Origin of the sequence: Actimicrobium antarcticum, assembly GCF_039536745.1 — a bacterium.
Lineage (GTDB): Bacteria > Pseudomonadota > Gammaproteobacteria > Burkholderiales > Burkholderiaceae_D > Actimicrobium > Actimicrobium antarcticum.
In genome coordinates, this window is sequence record NZ_BAAAZE010000003.1 from 80,559 (window position 1) to 100,114 (window position 19,556).

Below are 19,556 nucleotides of genomic sequence, written 5' to 3' on the forward strand. Positions count from 1 at the left end.
GGATTATAAATGGACATTTCCGAACTGCTCGCGTTCTCCGTGAAGAATAACGCTTCCGACCTGCATCTCTCCGCGGGCCTGCCACCGATGATCCGGGTACACGGCGACGTCCGCCGCATCAACCTGCCACCGCTGGAGCACAAGGAGGTGCACGCGATGATCTACGACATCATGAACGATGGGCAGCGCAAGGCCTACGAAGAGAAGCTGGAAGTCGACTTTTCGTTTGCGATTCCCGGCCTGGCGCGCTTTCGCGTCAACGCCTTCAACCAGGATCGTGGTGCTGCCGCCGTGCTGCGAACGATTCCTTCCAAAATTCTCAGCCTCGAACAACTCAATGCACCGCGCATTTTTGCCGATCTGGCCCTGAAACCGCGTGGCCTGGTGCTGGTCACCGGTCCGACCGGCTCCGGCAAATCGACCACGCTGGCAGCCATGGTGAACCACGTCAATGAAAACGAATACGCCCATATCCTGACGATCGAAGATCCGATCGAATTTGTCCACGAATCCAAAAAATGCCTGATCAACCAGCGCGAAGTCGGCCCGCACACGCACAGCTTCACGGCCGCGTTGCGCTCGGCGCTGCGCGAAGATCCGGATGTGGTGCTGGTGGGCGAATTGCGTGACCTGGAAACGATCCGGCTGGCGTTGTCGGCCGCCGAGACCGGCCATCTGGTCTTCGGTACACTGCACACCTCGTCCGCAGCCAAGACGATCGACCGGATCGTGGATGTTTTCCCGGGCGATGAAAAAGAGATGGTACGGGCGATGTTGTCGGAGTCACTGCAGGCGGTGATTTCGCAAACCCTGCTCAAGACCAAGGATGGCTCGGGCCGGGTAGCAGCGCACGAAATCATGCTTGGTACGCCCGCCATCCGCAACCTGATTCGAGAATCCAAGATCGCGCAGATGTACTCGGCGATCCAGACCGGCATGAGCATGGGCATGCAAACGCTGGACCACAACCTGACCGATCTGGTCCGCCGCAACGTGATCTCGGCACAGGCGGCGCGCTCGGCTGCCAAGACGCCGGAAAACTTTCCCGGATAAGCTGCGCCCACCCACCTGAACACCGAGGACACTTCATGGAACGCGAACAAGCCACCAAATTCATGCACGACCTGTTGCGGCTGATGGTCAGCAAAAATGGTTCCGACCTATTCATCACCACCGACTTCCCGCCGGCATTCAAGATCGACGGCAAGATCACACCGGTGTCGAACCAGCTACTCAGCAGCGCCCATACTCTGGAACTGGCGCGCGCCATCATGAGCGACAAGCAGGCTGCCGAGTTCGAATCCAGCAAGGAATGCAACTTCGCCATCAGTCCGGGCGGACTGGGGCGATTCCGCGTGTCGGCGTTTGTACAGCAGCAAAAAGTCGGCATGGTGTTGCGCACGATCAGCACCCGTATTCCGGGCATCGACGAGCTGGGACTGCCACCGCAACTCAAGGATATCGTGATGACCAAGCGCGGCCTGGTCATCATGGTCGGTGCGACCGGCTCCGGCAAATCCACCACGCTGGCAGCGATGCTCGGCCACCGCAACGAGCACAGCCACGGCCACATCATCACGATCGAAGACCCGGTGGAATACATTCATCCGCACCGCAACTGCATCGTTACGCAGCGCGATATCGGGCTCGATACCGATGGCTGGGGCGTGGCGCTAAAGAACGCATTGCGGCAAGCGCCGGACGTCATCCAGATCGGCGAAATCCGTGACCGCGAAACCATGGATCACGCCATTGCCTTCGCCGAAACCGGTCATCTGTGCCTGGCCACGCTGCACGCCAACAGCGCCAATCAGGCGCTCGACCGGATCATCAATTTTTTCCCGGAAGAGCGCCGTCAGCAATTGCTGATGGATTTGTCACTCAATCTGAAAGGCATGATTTCGCAACGCCTGATTCCGTTGCGCGACACCACCGGCCGCTGCGTCGCCATCGAGATCATGCTGAACTCGCCACTGATATCGGACCTGATCTTCAAGGGCGACGTGCACGAGATCAAGGAGATCATGAAAAAGTCACGCGAACTGGGCATGCAGACGTTCGATCAGGCGCTATTCGATTTGTATGAAGCGGACAAGATTTCGTACGAGAACGCTCTGCGCAATGCCGATTCGGTCAATGACTTGCGGTTGTCCATCAAGCTGCGTGGCAAAGAAGCCAATAACAGGGATTTGTCGAAGGGTACCGAGCATCTCGGGATCGTTTAGACCGATTTTCCTGACGGCGGCGCGCAGCCGTTTCAACGTAGGCGTCGGACAGCAAAAACAGCGGCGGTGACGTTGCCGAATCGTTGGGCTGCGAAGCCCAACATGCGTCAAGCTTCCTGGGCGGTTGGCGGCTTGCCGTTCGACGGCTGCCGGCTGCGGTAGCTAAAACGGGTTGTGCTCCGTCGCGATCAAGCCGGGGGCGGCCCGGCAGCCGGTCACTTCTTTTTGCTTCGCCAAAAAGCAGTAACCAAGAAAAAGGCGACCGCTAGACCGCTGCCCTGCGGGTTCCCAAAACCGGGTACGGCAAGAGGGAAGCCCGCAAACTCGCTGCGCTCAGACAGTGCGGGCTTCTTATCCTCTTGCCGTACCCGGTTTTTGGCAGCGATCTTTTTACGCGGAATTCAAGGTCAAAACCAAGCCCAGCCTTGGTGATCGATTGATGGCCAGGCTCGCTTTGCGCGAGAAAACTTCCTCGTCGTGATCGACATCGATTTCCAAACCAACGTCGAAATCAACGTCAAAACCAACGTCAAAACTAAAACCTACAAGGCTTTTACAAGCCATCTTTCTCGCGCAAAGCGAGCCCAACCATGATCGATTCACCAAGGCTGGGCTTGGTCTTGACGTTGAATTCCGCATAAAAGGCCGCTGCCAAATACCGTGTCCGGGCAGGGGATCAGAGGGCCGCACTGTCTGAGCGCAGCGAGTTTGCGGCCCTCCCCCTGACCGGGCACGGTATTTGGGAACCCGCAGGGCAGCGGTCTAGCGGTCGCCTTTTTTTGCTTACTTTATTTGGCGAAGCAAAAAAAGTGAGCGGCTGCCGGGCCGCACCCGGCTTGCATCAACGGAGCGCAACCCGTTTTAGCTACCGCAGACCGCGCGTCGCGGCGCCCCGCAACGCAACCTGACGCATGTTGGGCTTCGCAGCCCAACAGACTTGGCTCTGAAGCACTGATGGCGCGCGATAACTCTCTCAAGGAGCGCCAGCTAAAACAGCTTGACCCAGTGTTGAGCTGTGGCTATTGCTGCACTTCGAGGACATCCAGTCCTCATTGCACAAAGACGTTGTGATGCATCGCCTGAAACTGCATGTTCCTGGCGACGACAAAGGCGCGGAGGATGCATTTTCCGTAACCCGCAAGCGCATGGACATTGCCACAGAACGCGCAGAACGCCTGGCAGCGCGATTTTCCGCACACACGGCTCCACAGCCATTCACCGCCATTGTCGAATTGGTGAGACTGCTGACGACGCTACGCCGCTGATGCTTTCGGCCACCCTCTCAATGCACCCGGCATGTTGACCCCGTAAGCGTGATGTATGACGCTAACAGTCATCAAAACACCGACAGCCGGTTCAGGTCGTGGACTCGATTACCGACGACGGTGAAGCACCACATCGCACACAAACGTTGTACTCCGCCCCGTCAATGCGCCGCAGTCAACGCACTGTCAATCAACTCGATCCAGTGCCGCACCGGCGTATCGGTCCCGGACTGCAAATGCGTCAGACAGCCGATATTGGCCGAGACGATCGTTTGCGGCTTGGTTGCCTGCAATTTCGCCAGCTTGTTATCGCGCAGCTGATACGACAGCTCAGGCTGCGTGACCGAATAGGTGCCGGCCGAACCGCAGCACAAATGACTGTCACCGCACAACTGCACATCGACCCCGATGGCGCGCAGGACACCTTCGACCTTGCCGCGAATTTGCTGGCCATGTTGCAAGGTGCACGGCGGATGGTAGGCGACGCGCTGGCTGATCTTGCCGCTGAGTTTTTGCTGCAGTTCGGCTTCGAAGGCCGGCATGATTTCACTCAGGTCGCGGGTCAGCGCCGAGATGCGTTCGGCCTTGGCGGCGTAGGCGCTGTCGTTGCGCAGCAGGTGACCGTAATCCTTGACCATGCTGCCGCAACCCGATGCGGTCATGACGATGGCTTCAGCACCGGCTTCGACCAACGGCCACCATGCGTCGATGTTGGCGCGCATGTCATTGAGACCGCCATCCTGGTCATTCAAATGAAAACGGATCGCGCCGCAGCAGCCTGCCTTCGGAGCAACCACCAGCTGCACGCCGAGCGCATCGAGTACGCGCGCCGTGGCGGCATTGATGTTCGGTGCCATCGCCGGTTGTACGCAGCCGTCGAGCAGCAACATCTTGCGGGCGTGCTGGCGGGTCGGGATGACGCCAGCCGGCAGCGCTACCGGCACCTTGTTGCGCAAGGCTTTCGGCAGCAGCGGACGCAGCAGCTGGCCGGCCTTCATGGCGGGTGTGAACAACCACTTGCGCGGCAAGGCTTCCTTCAATGCAGTGCGGATCAATTGCTGGAGCAGCGGACGCTCGACCTGCGCATCGACTGCCTTGCGGCCGATTTCCAGCAGGCGGCCGTAATGGACGCCCGACGGACAGGTGGTTTCGCAATTGCGACAGCTCAGGCAGCGGTCCAGATGGAGCTGGGTCTTGCTGGTCGGCTTGGCACCTTCCAGCACTTGCTTGATCAAATAGATGCGACCACGCGGGCCGTCGAGCTCATCGCCGAGCAGCTGGTAAGTCGGACAGGTCGCCGTACAGAATCCGCAATGCACGCAAGCGCGCAGGATGGCCTCGGCTTCGTCGCCATCGGGCGTGTTCTTGATGAAATCGGCAAGATTGGTTTGCATGGATCAGAGCTCCGGATACAGACGGCCCGGATTGAAGATACCGGAAGGATCGAAAGACGTTTTGAGGCGGCGATGGATGGCCGCGACTGCTGGCGCAAGCGGCTGGAACACCCCAATCGCCCGGTCACCGCCGCCGTAGAGAGTGGCATGGCCACCGGCAGCCGTGGCGACCGCGCGAATCTCTGCTGCGGCAGCGGTGGTTTGCAGCCAGCGTTGCGCGCCGCCCCATTCGATCAACTGGTTACCCGGCAGCGCCAGCGGAGCTGCCGTCGACGGTACCGACAAGCGCCACAGCGCGGTATGTTCGGACGCAAAAAACGCGTGGCTTTGCTCGCGCAAATCACGCCAGAATGCGTCGGCGTCGCTCACCTGATCGCCACCGATTTTCAGGTCGGCAGCAGCGACTGCGGCGCGCGCACCGGACAGGCGCACCGTCAGGACACCATCGCACCAGGCGCTGGCCGAAATCGGCAGCGGCTGACCACCCCAGGCATTGAGTTGCGCAATGGCTGCAGTCTGGTTCATTGCCAGCCGCCGGGTGGATTCGGCGAACGGCTTGGGCAGTACCTTGACCGACATGTCGAGGATCAGCCCGAGCGTGCCTAGCGACCCGGCCAGCAGGCGCGAGACGTCATAGCCGGCCACGTTCTTCATGACCTGACCACCGAAGTGCAGCACCTCGCCGTGACCATCCATCAATACTGCACCGAGCATGAAATCGCGCACCGCACCAGCGGCAGCGCGGCGCGGACCGGACAGCCCGCTGGCCACCACACCACCGATGGTGGCACCGTCACCGAAGTACGGCGGCTCGAAGGCCAGCATCTGGTTTTTTTCCGATAATGCCGCTTCGATTTCGGCCAGTGGCGTGCCGCAGCGGGCCGTGATCACCAACTCGGTCGGATCGTAATCGATGATCCCGGCGTAGTCCCGCGTGTCGAGGATGCTGCCGCGCGGCACCTGGCCGTACCAGTCCTTGGTGCCACCGCCGCGCAGTTGCAGCGGCGTGCCCTGGGCACTGGCGTCGAGCACGCGCTGGCGTAGTTGTTCAAGTACCTGGGTCATGATGACTTTCCGATTGGTCTCACTATGTTCTTGGTATGGCGACGTTAAAAGCGCGGCAGATCCGGAAACTTCAGCTGGCCGCGCTGAACGTGCATTTTTCCGTATTCGGCGCAGCGGTGCAGCGAGGGAATCGCCTTGTCGGGATTGAGCAGGAAGGCGGTGTCGAAGGCACGCTTGACGGCGAAAAATGCCTCGCGCTCCTGCGGCGAATACTGCACGCACATCGAATTGATTTTTTCGATACCGACACCGTGTTCCCCGGTGATGGTGCCGCCGACTTCGACGCACAGTTCCAGAATCTCGGCACCAAATGCTTCGGCCTGATGGAATTCACCGGGCTTGTTGGCATCGAACAGAATCAGCGGGTGCAAATTGCCGTCGCCGGCATGGAATACATTGGCACAGCGCAGGCCGTACTTGGATTCCATCGCTTCGATGCGCAGCAGCACGTCGGCCAGCCGCTTGCGCGGGATGGTGCCATCCATGCAGTAATAATCGGGCGAGATACGACCGGCAGCAGGGAATGCATTCTTGCGGCCGGACCAGAAGCGCAGGCGCTCTTCGTCGGAACCGGAAACTGAAATTTTCGTGGCGCCGCTGGCGGTCAGGATCGCGGTCATGTGGGCGATTTCTTCGCTGACTTCTTCCGGCGTACCGTCGGATTCGCATAGCAGGATGGCAGCGGCGTCGATGTCGTAGCCGGCCTTGACGAACGGTTCGACCATGCGTGAGCTGGTGCGGTCCATCATCTCCAGCCCGGCGGGAATGATGCCGGCGCCGATCACGTCGGCCACGGCGTTACCGCCCTTCACGACATCATCGAACGAGGCCATGATCACGCAGGCGCGTTGCGGTTTCGGAATCAGCCGCACCGTGACTTCGGTGACGATGCCAAGCATGCCTTCGGAGCCGATGAACACGGCCAGCAAATCCAGCCCCGGCGCATCGAGCGCGGCACCACCCAGTTCGATGATGTCGCCGTCGATGGTCACGACGCGCACGCGCATGACGTTGTGCACGGTCAAACCGTATTTCAGGCAATGCACGCCGCCGGAATTTTCGGCGACGTTGCCGCCGATGGTGCAGGCAATTTGCGACGACGGATCGGGCGCGTAATACAGGTTATGCGGTGCTGCGGCATCCGAGATCGCCAGGTTGCGCACACCCGGCTGGACCACCGCGGTGCGGGCCACCGGATCGACCTTGATGATGCGGTTGAGCTTGGCCGTCGACAGTACCAGGCCGTCGGCAATCGGCATGGCGCCGCCGGACAATCCGGTGCCGGCGCCACGCGGCACGATCGGCAGTTGCATGTCGCGGCACAGTTGCAGGATCTGCACCAGTTGCGCTTCGGTATCCGGCAGCGCCACCACCATCGGCATTTGCCGGTAGGCCGCCAGGCCATCGCATTCGTAAGGGCGAATGTCTTCGTCGTTGAACAGGACGCAGCGTTCGGGGAGTAATTTGCGCAAGGCGTCGACGACGTCGCGCTGGCGGGTAACGGTGTAGGGCAGATCGGTGATGGCGTTCATGATCGGTTCCGGTCGGATGGCAGTCTTGCAGTTTAACCGGATCGACGGAATGACGCGTTTGAAATGCGTGAGGGGCAGCGGTGAAATGTTTTCAGGGTCGGTAGGCGGCATGTTTTGGTGCAACCACCGAGGGCCGCGCCCCGACTCAGTGCTCCTGGCCGGTTCCCATCAGCGCAGTCCATGGCGCGCTTTATGCCAGATCGATATCCGCCAGCGCGCCGTGCCGGTCCGAGAATTTTTCTTTGACCAGGATCATCTCGGGCAAGGCCGCACGAAAGGCCGGTAGCAGCGCCGGGTCGAAGTGCCGGCCTGACTGTTCCTCGACATGGCGGATCGCCGCCTCGACCGGCCAGGCCTGCTTGTACGGACGCTCCGACATCAGTGCATCGAACACGTCGGCCAGCGCAACGATACGCGCCATCAGCGGAATCTCCTCGCCTTTCAAACCGCGTGGATAACCGCTGCCATCCCATTTTTCGTGATGACACAGCGCCAGCATGTGCGCGGTGCCGAGCAAGTCGTCGCTGTGCGTGCCGATGATCTTGGCACCGATCTCGGCATGGGTGCGCATGATGGCCCATTCGTCCCGGTCCAGTTTGCCGGTTTTGAGCAGGATGTTGTCGGGGATACCGATCTTGCCGACATCGTGCATCGGCGCGGCATTGAACAGGATGTCTACCGATTCGGGACCCATCCCCGCAGCGCGCGCAATGGCGCGACAATAATGACTCATGCGGATGACGTGATTGCCGGTTTCATTGTCCTTGAATTCGGCGGCGCGGCCGAGCCGCCGGATGATTTGCTGGCGGGTTTTGACCAGCTCGGCGGTGCGCAGCGCGACTTGTTGTGTCAGTTCGCGCGATTGGTCGTACAAGGCAAGATGTGTCTTCACGCGCGCCAGCACGATGGCCGGGTTGATGGGCTTGGTGATGTAATCCACCGCCCCCAGTTCGAGGCCTTTTTTTTCATCGTCGACTTCGCCCATCGCGGTCACGAAGATCACCGGAATCGTGCGCGTATCGGGATTGCCTTTGAGCGTTTCACACACCTGATACCCGTCCAGGCCGGGCATCATGATGTCGAGCAGGATCAGGTCTGGCGGTGCCGCGGCCTGAATGATCTTCAGCGCTTTTTTACCGCTAAGTGCAACTTTGGTCCGGTAGAACGGCGCCAGTACGTACACCAGGATGTCAATATTCTCCGGGGTGTCATCGACGATCAGTATCGTGCGGGGTATCGGGTCAGAGACCATGTTTTATCCTGATGTCAGAGCAATGAGGCGCGGGCAGTCGACTAGAGAATGCTGATCCATGCATCAGACCGATCCGGCCGGCAAGCCCAGCGAGGTTGCCACATCCTCAAGCATCGTCATTGCTTGTTCGTAGTCATAGCGGGCGACCAGCTTGTTCAATTCGCGGGCCTCGGTCACATGCCCCAGCAGCATGAGCTGTTCGACCAGTACGTTGGCAGGTTGTGCCGCGCCAGCGTCATCGTTTTTCAGGCACGTCGCCAGGTCGGCCACCACACGGGCCAGCGCTGCCACATCAAGCGGCGCAGCCAGCGGCATGATGTCATCGATAGCCGGTACGTCGTGCTGCGTTTCCGGCATCGCCGCACGTAGTCGCGCCATCACATTCGCCAGCGCATCGGCCAGCAACGCGAGGGCAGCCGCCACGTCGTCGTCCGCATTTTGTCTGATGCCGGCCTCAAATTGGGCCGCCAGCGCTGCCAGCGAGCTGGCGCCGATATTGGCGGCCAATCCTTTCAGGGTATGTGCATGGCGCAGCGCATCGTCGTTCAGGCCATCGGCCAAAGCCCGCGTAATCCGCGCGGAAGCGTCGTATTGATTGTCCATGAATCGCCTGATCAGATGGTGCAGCAGGCGGGTATTGCCATCGAGCTGGCGCAATGCGGTCACCAGATCGAGTCCCTCGATCTCGGGCAATACAGGCGCGCTGACCGACCAGGGACGCGCTGTCATGCGACGTCCGCCGTCCCGTGCCGGCACGATCCACTGGTGCAATTTGATAAACAGCTGCATGACATCGATGGGCTTGGCGATATGGTCGTTCATCCCTGCATCACGACAGCGCTGCCTGTCACCGGCCATGGCGTTGGCCGTCATGGCCAGGATCGGCAAATCGGCGTATCCCGCCAGCGCCCGGATTTGCCGGGTCGCCTCGAAACCGTCCATGACCGGCATCTGGCAATCCATCAGCACGCCGTCATAAGTGGTCTGCGTGACCATCGTCAGCGCCTCGGCACCGTTGCTGGCAATGTCTACCTGGATGCCCGCAGTGGCAAAAATATCCACCACCATTTCCTGATTCACCAGGTTGTCTTCCACCAGCAGCAGATGGGCACCGCGCACCGCGTCCTGCGCCTGCAGGTAATCGGTGCGCAGGGCTTTTTTGCGCGGGCTTGCGATGACGTGTTTGCCGAAGGCGTCGAGCACCGCATCGAACAGGCCGGATGGCGTGACCGGCTTGACCAGCACCCCATCGACGCGGCAGTCGGCCAACCGGTGCAGCAATTCATCGCGACTATAGGCGGTCACCATGACGCACAACGGAATGTCCGGCATCGACGTGTCGTTGCGTATGCGCCGTATGGTTTCCACGCCATCCATGCCCGGCATCATCCAGTCCATCAGAACCAGCCGATACGCAGCGCCTGCGGCATGCGCTTGCCGTAACGCGGCGATGGCTTCCGGCCCGCTACCGACGGCAGTGACCGCGAATTTCAAGGTATTCAGCAAGCTACTGAAAATGTCGCGCGCACTCGGGTTGTCGTCGACCACCAGCACGCGCGTGCCCAGCATCTCGTTGTCGTCAGCGATGACCCGCTCGCGCTGTTCTGCACCCAGACCAAACTGCGCCGTGAAGGTGAACGTGCTGCCGATGCCCGGCTCGGATGCGACGCTGATGTCGCCGCCCATCATGCCGACCAGACTGCGACAGATGGTCAGGCCCAGTCCGGTCCCGCCATATTTTCGCGAGGTGGACGAATCGGCCTGACTAAAGGCATGGAACAGTTTGCTGCGCTGTTCTTCACTGATGCCGATACCGCTGTCGGTGACATCGAAGCGCAGGCACACGGCCTCTGCGCTCATGCCGTGGGTGCGAATGCTGACTCTGACTTCGCCGCTGCCGGTAAATTTGATCGCGTTGCTGACCAGGTTGCTCAGTACCTGTCCGAGCCGCAACGGGTCGCCGATCAGGCCGGCAGGAACATCGGCTGCGATATCGAACAGCAGCTCAAGATTTTTTTCCTGGGCCCGCAGTGTGGCGGTGTCGGCCAGGTTGTCCATCACGTCGTCGAGATCAAACCCGATCTGCTCGAAATGCAGTTTGCCGGCTTCGATCTTTGAAAAATCCAGGATGTCGTTGATCACGCCGAGCAGGTTCCGGGCCGCCGAATGGCACTTGTCGATGTAGTTGCGCTGCTTGTTGTCGAGATCGGTTTCCAGCGCCAGATGCGACATGCCGATGATCACGTTCATCGGCGTGCGGATTTCGTGGCTCATGTTGGCCAGGAAGTCCGACTTCAGGCGGGTTGCTTCTTCGGCCACTTCCCTGGCCTCGGCAAGCGCTGCTTCGGCTTGTTTCTGAAGCGTGAGATCGATGATCGAACCGACCAGGCCGCCACGCGCCCCGTTGCTGTTGCTGAAGGCCGCCAGCGTGTATATCACCGGATGTATCTCGCGGTCGCCGAAGCGGACCATCATCTCGGCAGTGAAACTACCGCCGTCACGTAGCACGCGCTCGTTAAGGCTGCCGAACACGGCGCGCTCCGGCCTGTGCAAGGGAGCAAACTCCATGACGGTCTTGCCGATGATCTCGTCGAGTTGCACGTCGAAGGTATCGAGATACGCCTGATTGACACCCAGCAAGCGCCCATCCGGGCCCTTGATAAAGACCGGATACGTCAGCGTATCGAGCAGTACACGCTGCAACTCGACCTGGTCCGCCACCTGCTTTTCGGCTTGCTTGCGCGTGGTGATATCCCGGGCTGTCACGCACACGCAACTGCCCCACTGGACATTCGGTGGCATTCTCGTCAGACCCAACTCCAGATTGAACTCACGACCCGACTTGTGGAGCCCGCGAAAATAATCGCCAGCGAGACTGTCCATGGGCCGCTCCCGACTGACCTCCATGAAGCGCGCACGCATGGCGGCATGGCGCGGACGAATGTCCGGCGGCGTCAGTTCGTCGAGGCTGGAGCCTACCAGCTCACCATCGGCATACCCAAAAATGGCATGCGCTTTGGGATTGGCAATCAGGATCGTACCCGCTGCGTCGACAACCAGCATGCCGTCAGGCGAACAATTGATGATGTGGCGATTCCACGCTTCAGCCATCTCTGCCTGCATGCGCTGCTCGTGCAATTGTGCGACCGAGTGGTCATAGGCTTTCAGCGCGTGGGCCAGCTCGCCCATTTCGGTCTGGTCGGTCTCGTGACCGAAATCGATATCGCGGTCACCCTGTGCCATATTGCGGGTTTTTTCGGTCAGTACCACCAGCGGCAAAAGGACTTTGCGACGATAAAAAAGCAGCAGCGTCAGTATCACCAGAACGACGCTGAGCAGCAGGGTCACGATGGCAAATGTCATCGCCAGCAGCACTTGCTGATCCAGCGCGCCCAGTCGCCCTTCAAGACGCTGACGGACCTGCTCACCCGCCGCTTCAAGCGGCACCGTGACCGACCGTTGCGCTTGCCGATAAGCTTCGCTGAAGATCAGTGTGATTGCTGCCGCCCTGTCATCAGCCTTGACGGCAGAGATGGCAGCTTCTTCCATGACATCAACGACGCCGGCGCTCTGCCATGACTGCTCGATCAGTGCCCGTTCACCGGGCGACATGCTCGATGGCGGTGCAATCGCAGCAGTTCGTTCACGTGATCGCACACGCTGTTTGCGTTCCCTGAACAAGGCGGCGTAGCGCTCATCGCCACTGGAAACATAATCACCTACAAATCTGGATAGTTGGTCACTTTCGCGAACCAGTGCATGGACTGAATCGCTGGCTGTATGCAGACTTTTCAGGACATCCCTGCGCGCATTGCCAAGGAAGAACGTACTAATCACGCTAATCGATGTCATCCCCAGCAAAACTACGATCACCAGGGTAAACCGATTGCTCAGTTTTCTGAGTTCCACAACACATCCTTCATGCGGACTCGTACTTTGCAAGGTCAGCGACCGGACTCGGCTGGCTGAATATCAGACCATTTTTACCGGAACCCGAACGCAGCTTTTGTAACGTGCGGCAACTGTACCAGTAATTGACAGCGCTCCGAGTGCAACGTCAACGGTTGATCGGGAAGTGCCGGCATCGTCCAGTCCGAAATCGACCAGCCCATGCAGGGCGATCAGTAATCAGTCGATGCAGGAGGTGAAGCAGAAAAAACGGAAAAAGAAGCAGTGACGGCATGTGATGCCGTCACTCGGGCAAGCCGGAGCGCGTTACCCCGGATGATGCGCCGCCCCGTTGGCCCGGGAATCCGGACCGATACGGGACAGCATAGCTACATCGGTACTACACCAGTACTACCGCCATCAACCGCAAGCGCCAATATTGCCACACTGCGTGCAACGCTCGCAACCATCGCTCTTGATGACCGCATGGGCACCGCATTCGGTGCATTTTTTGCCGACCGGGGTGAATGCCATGGCCCGGTTGACGACCGGTTCGGCAACGGTTTCTTCAAACAGATCCAGCGATGGACGGGCGCGTTCGGCCAGTACATGGATCGGGATCTGATTCGCATCGGCGTCCAGAAAGCCACGCTTGATCAGCATGCGCTGCAGCGCGTAGCCGATGGCGGCGACTTCGGAATCATGGTGCATGGCGATTTTCGCGCCGCCCTCTTCCTTGAAAAAGAAACCGCAGCGGATCGGACCCTTGTCCCACACCACTTCGCGCAGGTCGGCCAGTGCCTTGGCCACCGAACCACCGGAACGCGCTGCCATCGATAACAGACGCATCGACGACGTGATCCATTGCTGGTCGGCGGTTTTCTGGCCGGCAGGCATGAAGAATTCGAACGGACGCTCGATCATCACTGGCTTGCCATTGACCACACCAGCGACATTGATGAAGCTGACCGTCAGGTAGACTGTCTTGCGACCTTCGTACGTGAAGTACTCGACCTTCGAGGTGACCGATTGCAGGTCACCGGTAGGACGGCTGTCGAACTGTTTGCGCAGCGGGTCATTGTCCGGCGCGCTGGCTACGGACGAAGTTTCTGCAACCGCGACCGGCTCGGTTGATTTGACCGACAGCACGCTGCCGAGAATCGCATTCGGACGATAGGTTGCCAATCCCTTCAGACCGGCTTTCCAGCCGTCCATATACAGGTTGCGGAAGTCGTCGAAGTTGTAATCGGCCGGCACGTTGACGGTCTTCGAGATCGAGGTGTCGACGAAGGGCTGAACCGATTCCAGCATTTTCATGTGATCGGTGGCAGACATGGTCAGCGCCGAGACGAATTGCTCTGGCAATTTGCTGTCGTCCGAGACATCGAAACCCATGTGGCGATACAAACGCCAGGCGTGGTCGGCGACTTCGAATTCCTGAATCGATCCATCCATCATGCGTTTTTTGCGGGTGTACAGCCACGAGAACGCCGGCTCGATGCCGTTCGAGGCATTGTCGCCAAAGACCAGCGTAATGGTGCCGGTCGGTGCGATCGACAGCAGGTGCGAATTGCGGATACCGAAGGTGGCGATGCCTTCGCGGATATCGGCTGGCAGGCGGCTGATGAACGCGCCGGCCAGGTATTTGCCTGCATCGAACAGCGGGAACGCACCCTTTTCCTTGGCCAGATCGACCGAGGCGCGGTAGGCGGCATTACGCATTTCTTCGGAGACCTGCGCGGCGAAGGCACGGCCTTCGTCCGAATCATAACGGATGCCCAGCATCACCATCGCACTGCCCAGACCCAGAAAACCCAGACCGATGCGGCGCTTGTTCATGGCTTCGATGCGCTGCTCTTCGAGCGGCCACTGTGACGCGTCCAGCACGTTGTCGAGGAAGCGGATACCGATCTGGACCAGCTTGGCGAACTTGTCGAAATCGAAGGTCGGGTTCAGCGTGAAGGCATCGTTGACGCACGCCGTCAGATTGACCGAACCGAGGTCGCAGCAACCGTAGTCCGGCAGCGGCTGTTCGGCGCACGGGTTGGTCGCTTCGATTTTTTCGCAGTAGTACAGGTTGTTTTCCTGGTTCATGCGGTCGATGTACAGAATGCCCGGCTCGGCGAAATCATAGGTCGATTTCATCATCAGGCCCCAGATTTCCTGCGCAGGCAATTCTTTGTAGACCCACATCCCATCGTCACGCCGGAAGGCACCGGCCTGCATCAGTTCGGCGCCAGGCTGGGCACGGTGCACAAGCTGCACGATACCGTTGCTGGCAACCGCTTCCATGAAGGCATCGGTAACACCGACCGACAGATTGAAGTTCGACAGGCTGCCATCGCGCTTGGCCGTGATGAATGACAGTACGTCAGGATGATCGCAGTTCAGCACACCCATCTGGGCGCCGCGCCGCGCACCGGCCGATTCGACCGTCGAGCAGGAGCTGTCAAACACCCGCATGTACGAAATCGGACCGGACGCGCGCGAATTCGTACCCTTGACCAGTGCGCCTTCCGGACGAATTTCGGAGAAGTTGTAACCGACGCCACCACCGCGACGCATGGTTTCAGCGGCCTGTGCAATGGCCGTGTAAATGCCTGGCTTGCCATCGCTCACGCCCGTGACCGAGTCACCGACTGGCTGTACGAAGCAATTCATCAGCGTGGCTTTGAGCGGCAGTCCGGCGGCCGAGTTGATGCGTCCGGCTGGCACCCAGCCGTTTTGCTGGGCCCACAAAAAACTGGTCTGCCAGAGCTTGCGTGCCTTGGCGGTGGTTTCCGGCTCCGCGATTCCTTTGGCGACGCGCAAACGCAGGTCGTCCAGAGTGCGCTCGTCGCCTTTGGCGTACTTCTCAAGCATCGTGTCGGTTGAAATTTCCTGTGGAGCCATGGTGGATGCCAATGAGGACGACTTGACGTGTGCGTTCATGAATAAGTTCCTGAAAATTGAGGTGGTACGGGTGTCTGGGTGGTGCGTGTGCCGGGGTAGTGCGTGTGCTGTACTGGTGCGACTGCGGGGTGACGCCTGCCGGATCGTGGATAAATGCCTGTCCGGCGCTGCAAAAAAGCAGCAAACCGGACGCTACTGCCGGATCAATCTGTACTAAAACTGTATCGAATCTTGCTGCAACCCGGTGTGCGACCCGGGTTGATTTTTTCTGCCGTGACGAAGCATAAACGGTTTTACGCCGTGCGTCCGGCGACCGTCAAATTCTTGTTTTCGACACGAAAAGGCGTGACTACCTTACTTAAATACGCTAAGCAACCAGTCGACAAAGAGCGCGACTTCCGGTCGCTCGATGGCTGACTTTTCATAAACGCAATAGTACGCATGGGGTGGTGAGCGCAGCTCGATCTCGAACAGGCGCACGATCTCGCCACTGGCAATCATGTCCTCGGCAAAATGCTGGCGCGTCAGGCCGATGCCGTGACCATGCTTGATCGACTCCAGCAGCAAGCCGAGATCATCGACCCGCAAACCGGCACTCGGCTCCACCCAATCCAGGCCGGCTGCCTCGAACCAGGGTTGCCAGGGTTCCAGCGCCGAACGCAGCAGGTTGGCTTTTTTCAGATCGGCCGGGCTCGCCACGCCACCGATACTGTCCAGATACGCCGGACTGGCAACGACAAAAGCAGGCTCCTCGAACAATTTGCGTGTCTCGATATTGGCGTAGTTGCCGGCGCCAAAACGGATCTCGATGTCACTTTCGGACAGGCTCAGGTCGTACAGCGGCACCGACAAAAACAGTTCGACGGCGATGTGCGGATACCGCCGGGTGAACTTTGCCAGGTGCGGCACCAGCAGATAGCGTGCAAAGGTCGGCGGCACCGTGATTTTCAGACGCGGTTGGGCGGCTGCACCGCGGTGCGGCATCGGAAAATCATTCAGCGCCCGCAATGCCGAACGCACCACGTCGAGGTAGCGCCGTCCAAACTCGGACACGGTGACACTGCGGCTATCGCGGATGAACAGGCGTTCGCCGACAAAGTCTTCGAGCAGGCGAATGCGGTGCGACAGCGCCGATGGCGTGATGCAGAGCTCGTCGGCCGCCAGGGCAAAGGACTGGAAGCGGGCAGCGGCTTCGAAAGCCGACAGGGCGTGAACCGGAGGTAAGCGTGAGGCCATGACATTTCTTGAAAAAGTAAATCGGTGGTGGCCGGTGACGGGTTCGGGTGTTCTTCGTGAGCGCAGGGAGGCGCATTGATCCAGCCCTTGTATCCCTTACCAGCGAATGATCTTGCCCGGATTCATGATGTTCGTCGGGTCCAGCGCATGCTTGATCGCGCGCATGGTGTCGATCGCCTCCTCACCATGTTCCTCCACCAGAAAATCCATCTTGTGCAGGCCGACCCCGTGTTCACCGGTACAGGTGCCGGCCATCGCCAGCGCCCGCGTCACCATCCGTGCATTGATGGCTTCGGCCTGCGCGATGTCGGCCGGATCGTCCGGGTCGACCATCATCAGCACATGGAAGTTGCCATCGCCGACATGACCAATGATCGAGTAGATCATCTGGTGCGCTTCGCAATCGGCCTTGGTCTCCAGGATGCATTCGGCCAGGCGTGAAATCGGCACGCAGCAATCGGTGGAAATCGAGCGGCAGCCGGGTCGCATTTGCAGCAATGCGAAATACGCATTGTGCCGCGCCGCCCACAGCCGCGAGCGGTCTTCCGGTTTGGTGGCCCATTCGAATCCGGTGGCCTGATGCTCGCCGACGATGTCCCGTACCTGCGCGGCCTGCTCGGCCACCGACGCGGTACTGCCATGGAATTCGAACAGCAGCAACGGTTGTTCCGGCAAACCGAGATGGTCATGCGCGTTGATTGCCCGCACGCCGTTTTCATCGAGGAACTCGACCCGCGCCACCGGAATGCCCATTTGGATGATCTGGATCACCGCATTGACCGCATCGCCGGCGCTGCCAAACGAGCAGACCGCTGCCGAGATCGCTTCCGGTTGCGGATACAGTCGCACCGTGACTTCGGTGATGATGCCCAGCGTGCCTTCGCTGCCGACAAACAGGCGCGTCAGGTCGTAGCCGGCCGAGGATTTGCGGGCGCGGGTACCGGTCCTGATGATGCGGCCATCGGCGGTCACCACGGTCAGCGCCAGCGTGTTTTCACGCATCGTGCCGTAACGCACGGCGTTGGTACCGGAAGCCCGGGTCGCAGCCATGCCGCCCAGCGAGGCATCGGCACCGGGATCGATCGGGAAGAACAGACCGGTGGTGCGGATTTCCTGGTTCAGCTGTTTGCGGGTGACGCCTGCCTGTACGGTGACGGTCAGGTCTTCGGCGTGGATGGCGATGATGGCATTCATCTGCGACACATCGATCGAGATACCGCCCTGCAGCGCCAGCGTATGGCCTTCGAGCGAGGTGCCGGAACCGTACGGAATCACCGGCACGCCATGCGCGCTGCAAGCCGCCACGATCGCCGCGACTTCTGCGGTGGTATGGGCGAACGCCACGGCATCGGGCAACATCGGCCCGTAGGCGGATTCATCGCGGCCATGGTGGTCGCGCATCGCCTGCGTGGTCGATAGACGTTCACCGAGCAAGGTATGGAGCTGTGCCAGTAGCGCCGGCGGCAACGGCTTTTTCAGGGCCGCCAGATTGACGAGATGATTCATACAGGAACTCCTTTGGGAGCCGATTTTACTCTCCGTAAATAGCAAGGGTGGATGTTTTGACGTATCCTCGGACTCCCTTCGACCACCACTGACAACTCATCATGGGCAACCGACTTTCCAAGATAGCCACCCGCACCGGCGACAAAGGCACCACCGGACTGGGCGATGGCAGCCGCATCGACAAGGATGCCTTGCGCGTGCACGCAATGGGCGACGTCGACGAACTCAATTCGCATATCGGCTTGCTGCTGTGCGAGGAATTGCCACCGGCCTTGCGTGAAGAACTGATCTCGATCCAGCACGACCTGTTCGACATGGGCGGCGAGCTGTGCATTCCCGGCTACACGATGGTGACCATCGCCCAGGTCGCGCGGCTCGACGACCTGCTGGAAAAATACAATGCCGACCTGCCGCCGCTGAAAGACTTCATTTTGCCGGCCGGTTCGCGTGCTGCGGCGCAGGCGCATGTCTGCCGTACGGTGTGCCGGCGGGCTGAACGGGTCATTGTCAGTCTTGGCAAGGTCGAGACGCTCAATGACAGTCCGCGGCAGTACATGAATCGGTTGTCGGATTTGCTGTTTGTGTTGTCGCGGGTGCTGAATCGGTTTGGTGGTGGCAGCGATGTGTTGTGGCAGAAGGATCGCTCGCGGGATTTGTGATTGGCGCCAGTGCTTGGTCTGCTGAACCGCGGGTTGAGCTGGGAAGCACTAGGTGCGGCACGCCTCCTGCGGGGTCTGGGGTCTGGGGTCTGGGGTCTGCGGAAGCTAAAACGGGTTGCGCTCCGTGGAGGCAAGCCGGGGGCGGCCCGGCAGCCGCTCACTTTTTTTGCTTCGCCAAATAAAGTAAGCAAAAAAAGGCGACCGCTAGACCGCTGCCCTGCGGGTTCCCAAATACCGTGCCCGGTCAGGGGGAGGGCCGCAAACTCGCTGCGCTCAGACAGTGCGACCCTCTTATCCCCTGCCCAGCCACGGTATTTGGCAGCGGCCTTTTATGCGGAATTCAAGGTCAAAACCAAGCCCAGCCTTGGTGATTGAATGATGGTCAGGCTCGCTTTGCGCGAGAAAGATGGCTTGTAAAAGCCTTGTAGGTTTTGGTTTTGACGTTGATTTTGACGTTGATTTTGACGTTGATTTTGACGTTGATTTTGACGTTGATTTTGACGTTGATTTTGACGTTGATTTTGACGTTGATTTTGAAGTCGATGTCGATATCGACGAGCCAGCCTTCTCGCGCAAAGCGAGCCAGACCATCTCGCAAGTTCAAAGGCTGGGCTTGGTCTTGACCTTGAATTCCGCGTAAAA

Annotated in this window: 14 protein-coding genes; 5 read left to right on the forward strand and 9 right to left on the reverse strand. The window is 59.8% G+C overall.

The window, feature by feature from the left end; translation table 11 throughout:
* Positions 1-9: 9 nt before the first annotated feature.
* Together ABD720_RS02310 and ABD720_RS02315 are read left to right on the forward strand one after the other, a co-directional pair.
* The gene (locus ABD720_RS02310) at positions 10-1,053 is read left to right on the forward strand and encodes a type IV pilus twitching motility protein PilT (protein ID WP_344761603.1); all 1,044 of its coding nucleotides are present in this window, start codon (positions 10-12) and stop codon (positions 1,051-1,053) included.
* A 35-nt stretch (positions 1,054-1,088) separates the two neighbouring features.
* On the forward strand, positions 1,089-2,225 hold the full coding sequence (locus ABD720_RS02315) for a PilT/PilU family type 4a pilus ATPase (protein WP_344761604.1): 1,137 nt from the start codon (positions 1,089-1,091) through the stop codon (positions 2,223-2,225).
* 390 nt (positions 2,226-2,615) lie between these two features.
* Here the strand turns inward: ABD720_RS02315 and ABD720_RS02320 are convergent, their stop codons facing one another.
* Positions 2,616-2,789 (reverse strand): hypothetical protein, encoded by a 174-nt coding sequence (locus ABD720_RS02320; RefSeq protein ID WP_344761605.1) that lies wholly within the window; start codon positions 2,787-2,789, stop codon positions 2,616-2,618.
* Between the two features lie 449 nt (positions 2,790-3,238).
* On the opposite strand from ABD720_RS02320, the gene ABD720_RS02325 reads away from it, so the two are divergent.
* Positions 3,239-3,490, forward strand: a complete 252-nt coding sequence (locus ABD720_RS02325; protein ID WP_344761715.1) for an RloB domain-containing protein — start codon at positions 3,239-3,241, stop codon at positions 3,488-3,490.
* 161 nt (positions 3,491-3,651) lie between these two features.
* Here the strand turns inward: ABD720_RS02325 and glcF are convergent, their stop codons facing one another.
* From glcF to ABD720_RS02365, 8 genes are all read right to left on the reverse strand, one after another.
* A complete protein-coding gene (gene glcF, locus ABD720_RS02330; protein ID WP_344761606.1) occupies positions 3,652-4,884 on the reverse strand; it encodes a glycolate oxidase subunit GlcF in 1,233 nt (410 codons plus the stop codon).
* 3 nt (positions 4,885-4,887) lie between these two features.
* Complete coding sequence (glcE, locus tag ABD720_RS02335) at positions 4,888-5,949, reverse strand: glycolate oxidase subunit GlcE (protein ID WP_344761607.1); 1,062 nt, start codon at positions 5,947-5,949, stop codon at positions 4,888-4,890.
* Positions 5,950-5,993: 44 nt separating this feature from the next.
* Positions 5,994-7,481 (reverse strand): FAD-linked oxidase C-terminal domain-containing protein, encoded by a 1,488-nt coding sequence (locus tag ABD720_RS02340; RefSeq protein ID WP_344761608.1) that lies wholly within the window; start codon positions 7,479-7,481, stop codon positions 5,994-5,996.
* A 190-nt stretch (positions 7,482-7,671) separates the two neighbouring features.
* Positions 7,672-8,733 carry an HD domain-containing phosphohydrolase gene (locus ABD720_RS02345; protein ID WP_344761609.1) on the reverse strand — a complete coding sequence of 354 codons (1,062 nt, stop codon included), beginning with the start codon at positions 8,731-8,733 and terminating at the stop codon, positions 7,672-7,674.
* A gap of 63 nt (positions 8,734-8,796) precedes the next feature.
* Positions 8,797-12,345, reverse strand: a complete 3,549-nt coding sequence (locus tag ABD720_RS02350) for a response regulator (protein ID WP_344761610.1) — start codon at positions 12,343-12,345, stop codon at positions 8,797-8,799.
* Between the two features lie 696 nt (positions 12,346-13,041).
* Positions 13,042-15,552: an adenosylcobalamin-dependent ribonucleoside-diphosphate reductase gene (locus ABD720_RS02355; protein ID WP_344761611.1), complete on the reverse strand. Its 2,511-nt coding sequence runs from the start codon at positions 15,550-15,552 to the stop codon at positions 13,042-13,044.
* A gap of 315 nt (positions 15,553-15,867) precedes the next feature.
* Positions 15,868-16,749, reverse strand: coding sequence for a LysR substrate-binding domain-containing protein (locus ABD720_RS02360; RefSeq protein WP_344761612.1), 882 nt, complete (start codon positions 16,747-16,749; stop codon positions 15,868-15,870).
* Positions 16,750-16,845: 96 nt separating this feature from the next.
* A complete protein-coding gene (locus tag ABD720_RS02365; protein WP_344761613.1) occupies positions 16,846-18,255 on the reverse strand; it encodes an FAD-binding oxidoreductase in 1,410 nt (469 codons plus the stop codon).
* Between the two features lie 101 nt (positions 18,256-18,356).
* Here ABD720_RS02365 and ABD720_RS02370 point away from each other — a divergent pair, with 101 nt between their 5' ends.
* Both ABD720_RS02370 and ABD720_RS02375 read left to right on the forward strand, forming a co-directional pair.
* Positions 18,357-18,914 (forward strand): cob(I)yrinic acid a,c-diamide adenosyltransferase, encoded by a 558-nt coding sequence (locus ABD720_RS02370; RefSeq protein ID WP_344761614.1) that lies wholly within the window; start codon positions 18,357-18,359, stop codon positions 18,912-18,914.
* A gap of 406 nt (positions 18,915-19,320) precedes the next feature.
* Positions 19,321-19,554 (forward strand): hypothetical protein, encoded by a 234-nt coding sequence (locus tag ABD720_RS02375; RefSeq protein WP_344761615.1) that lies wholly within the window; start codon positions 19,321-19,323, stop codon positions 19,552-19,554.
* The last annotated feature ends 2 nt before the right edge of the window (positions 19,555-19,556 follow it).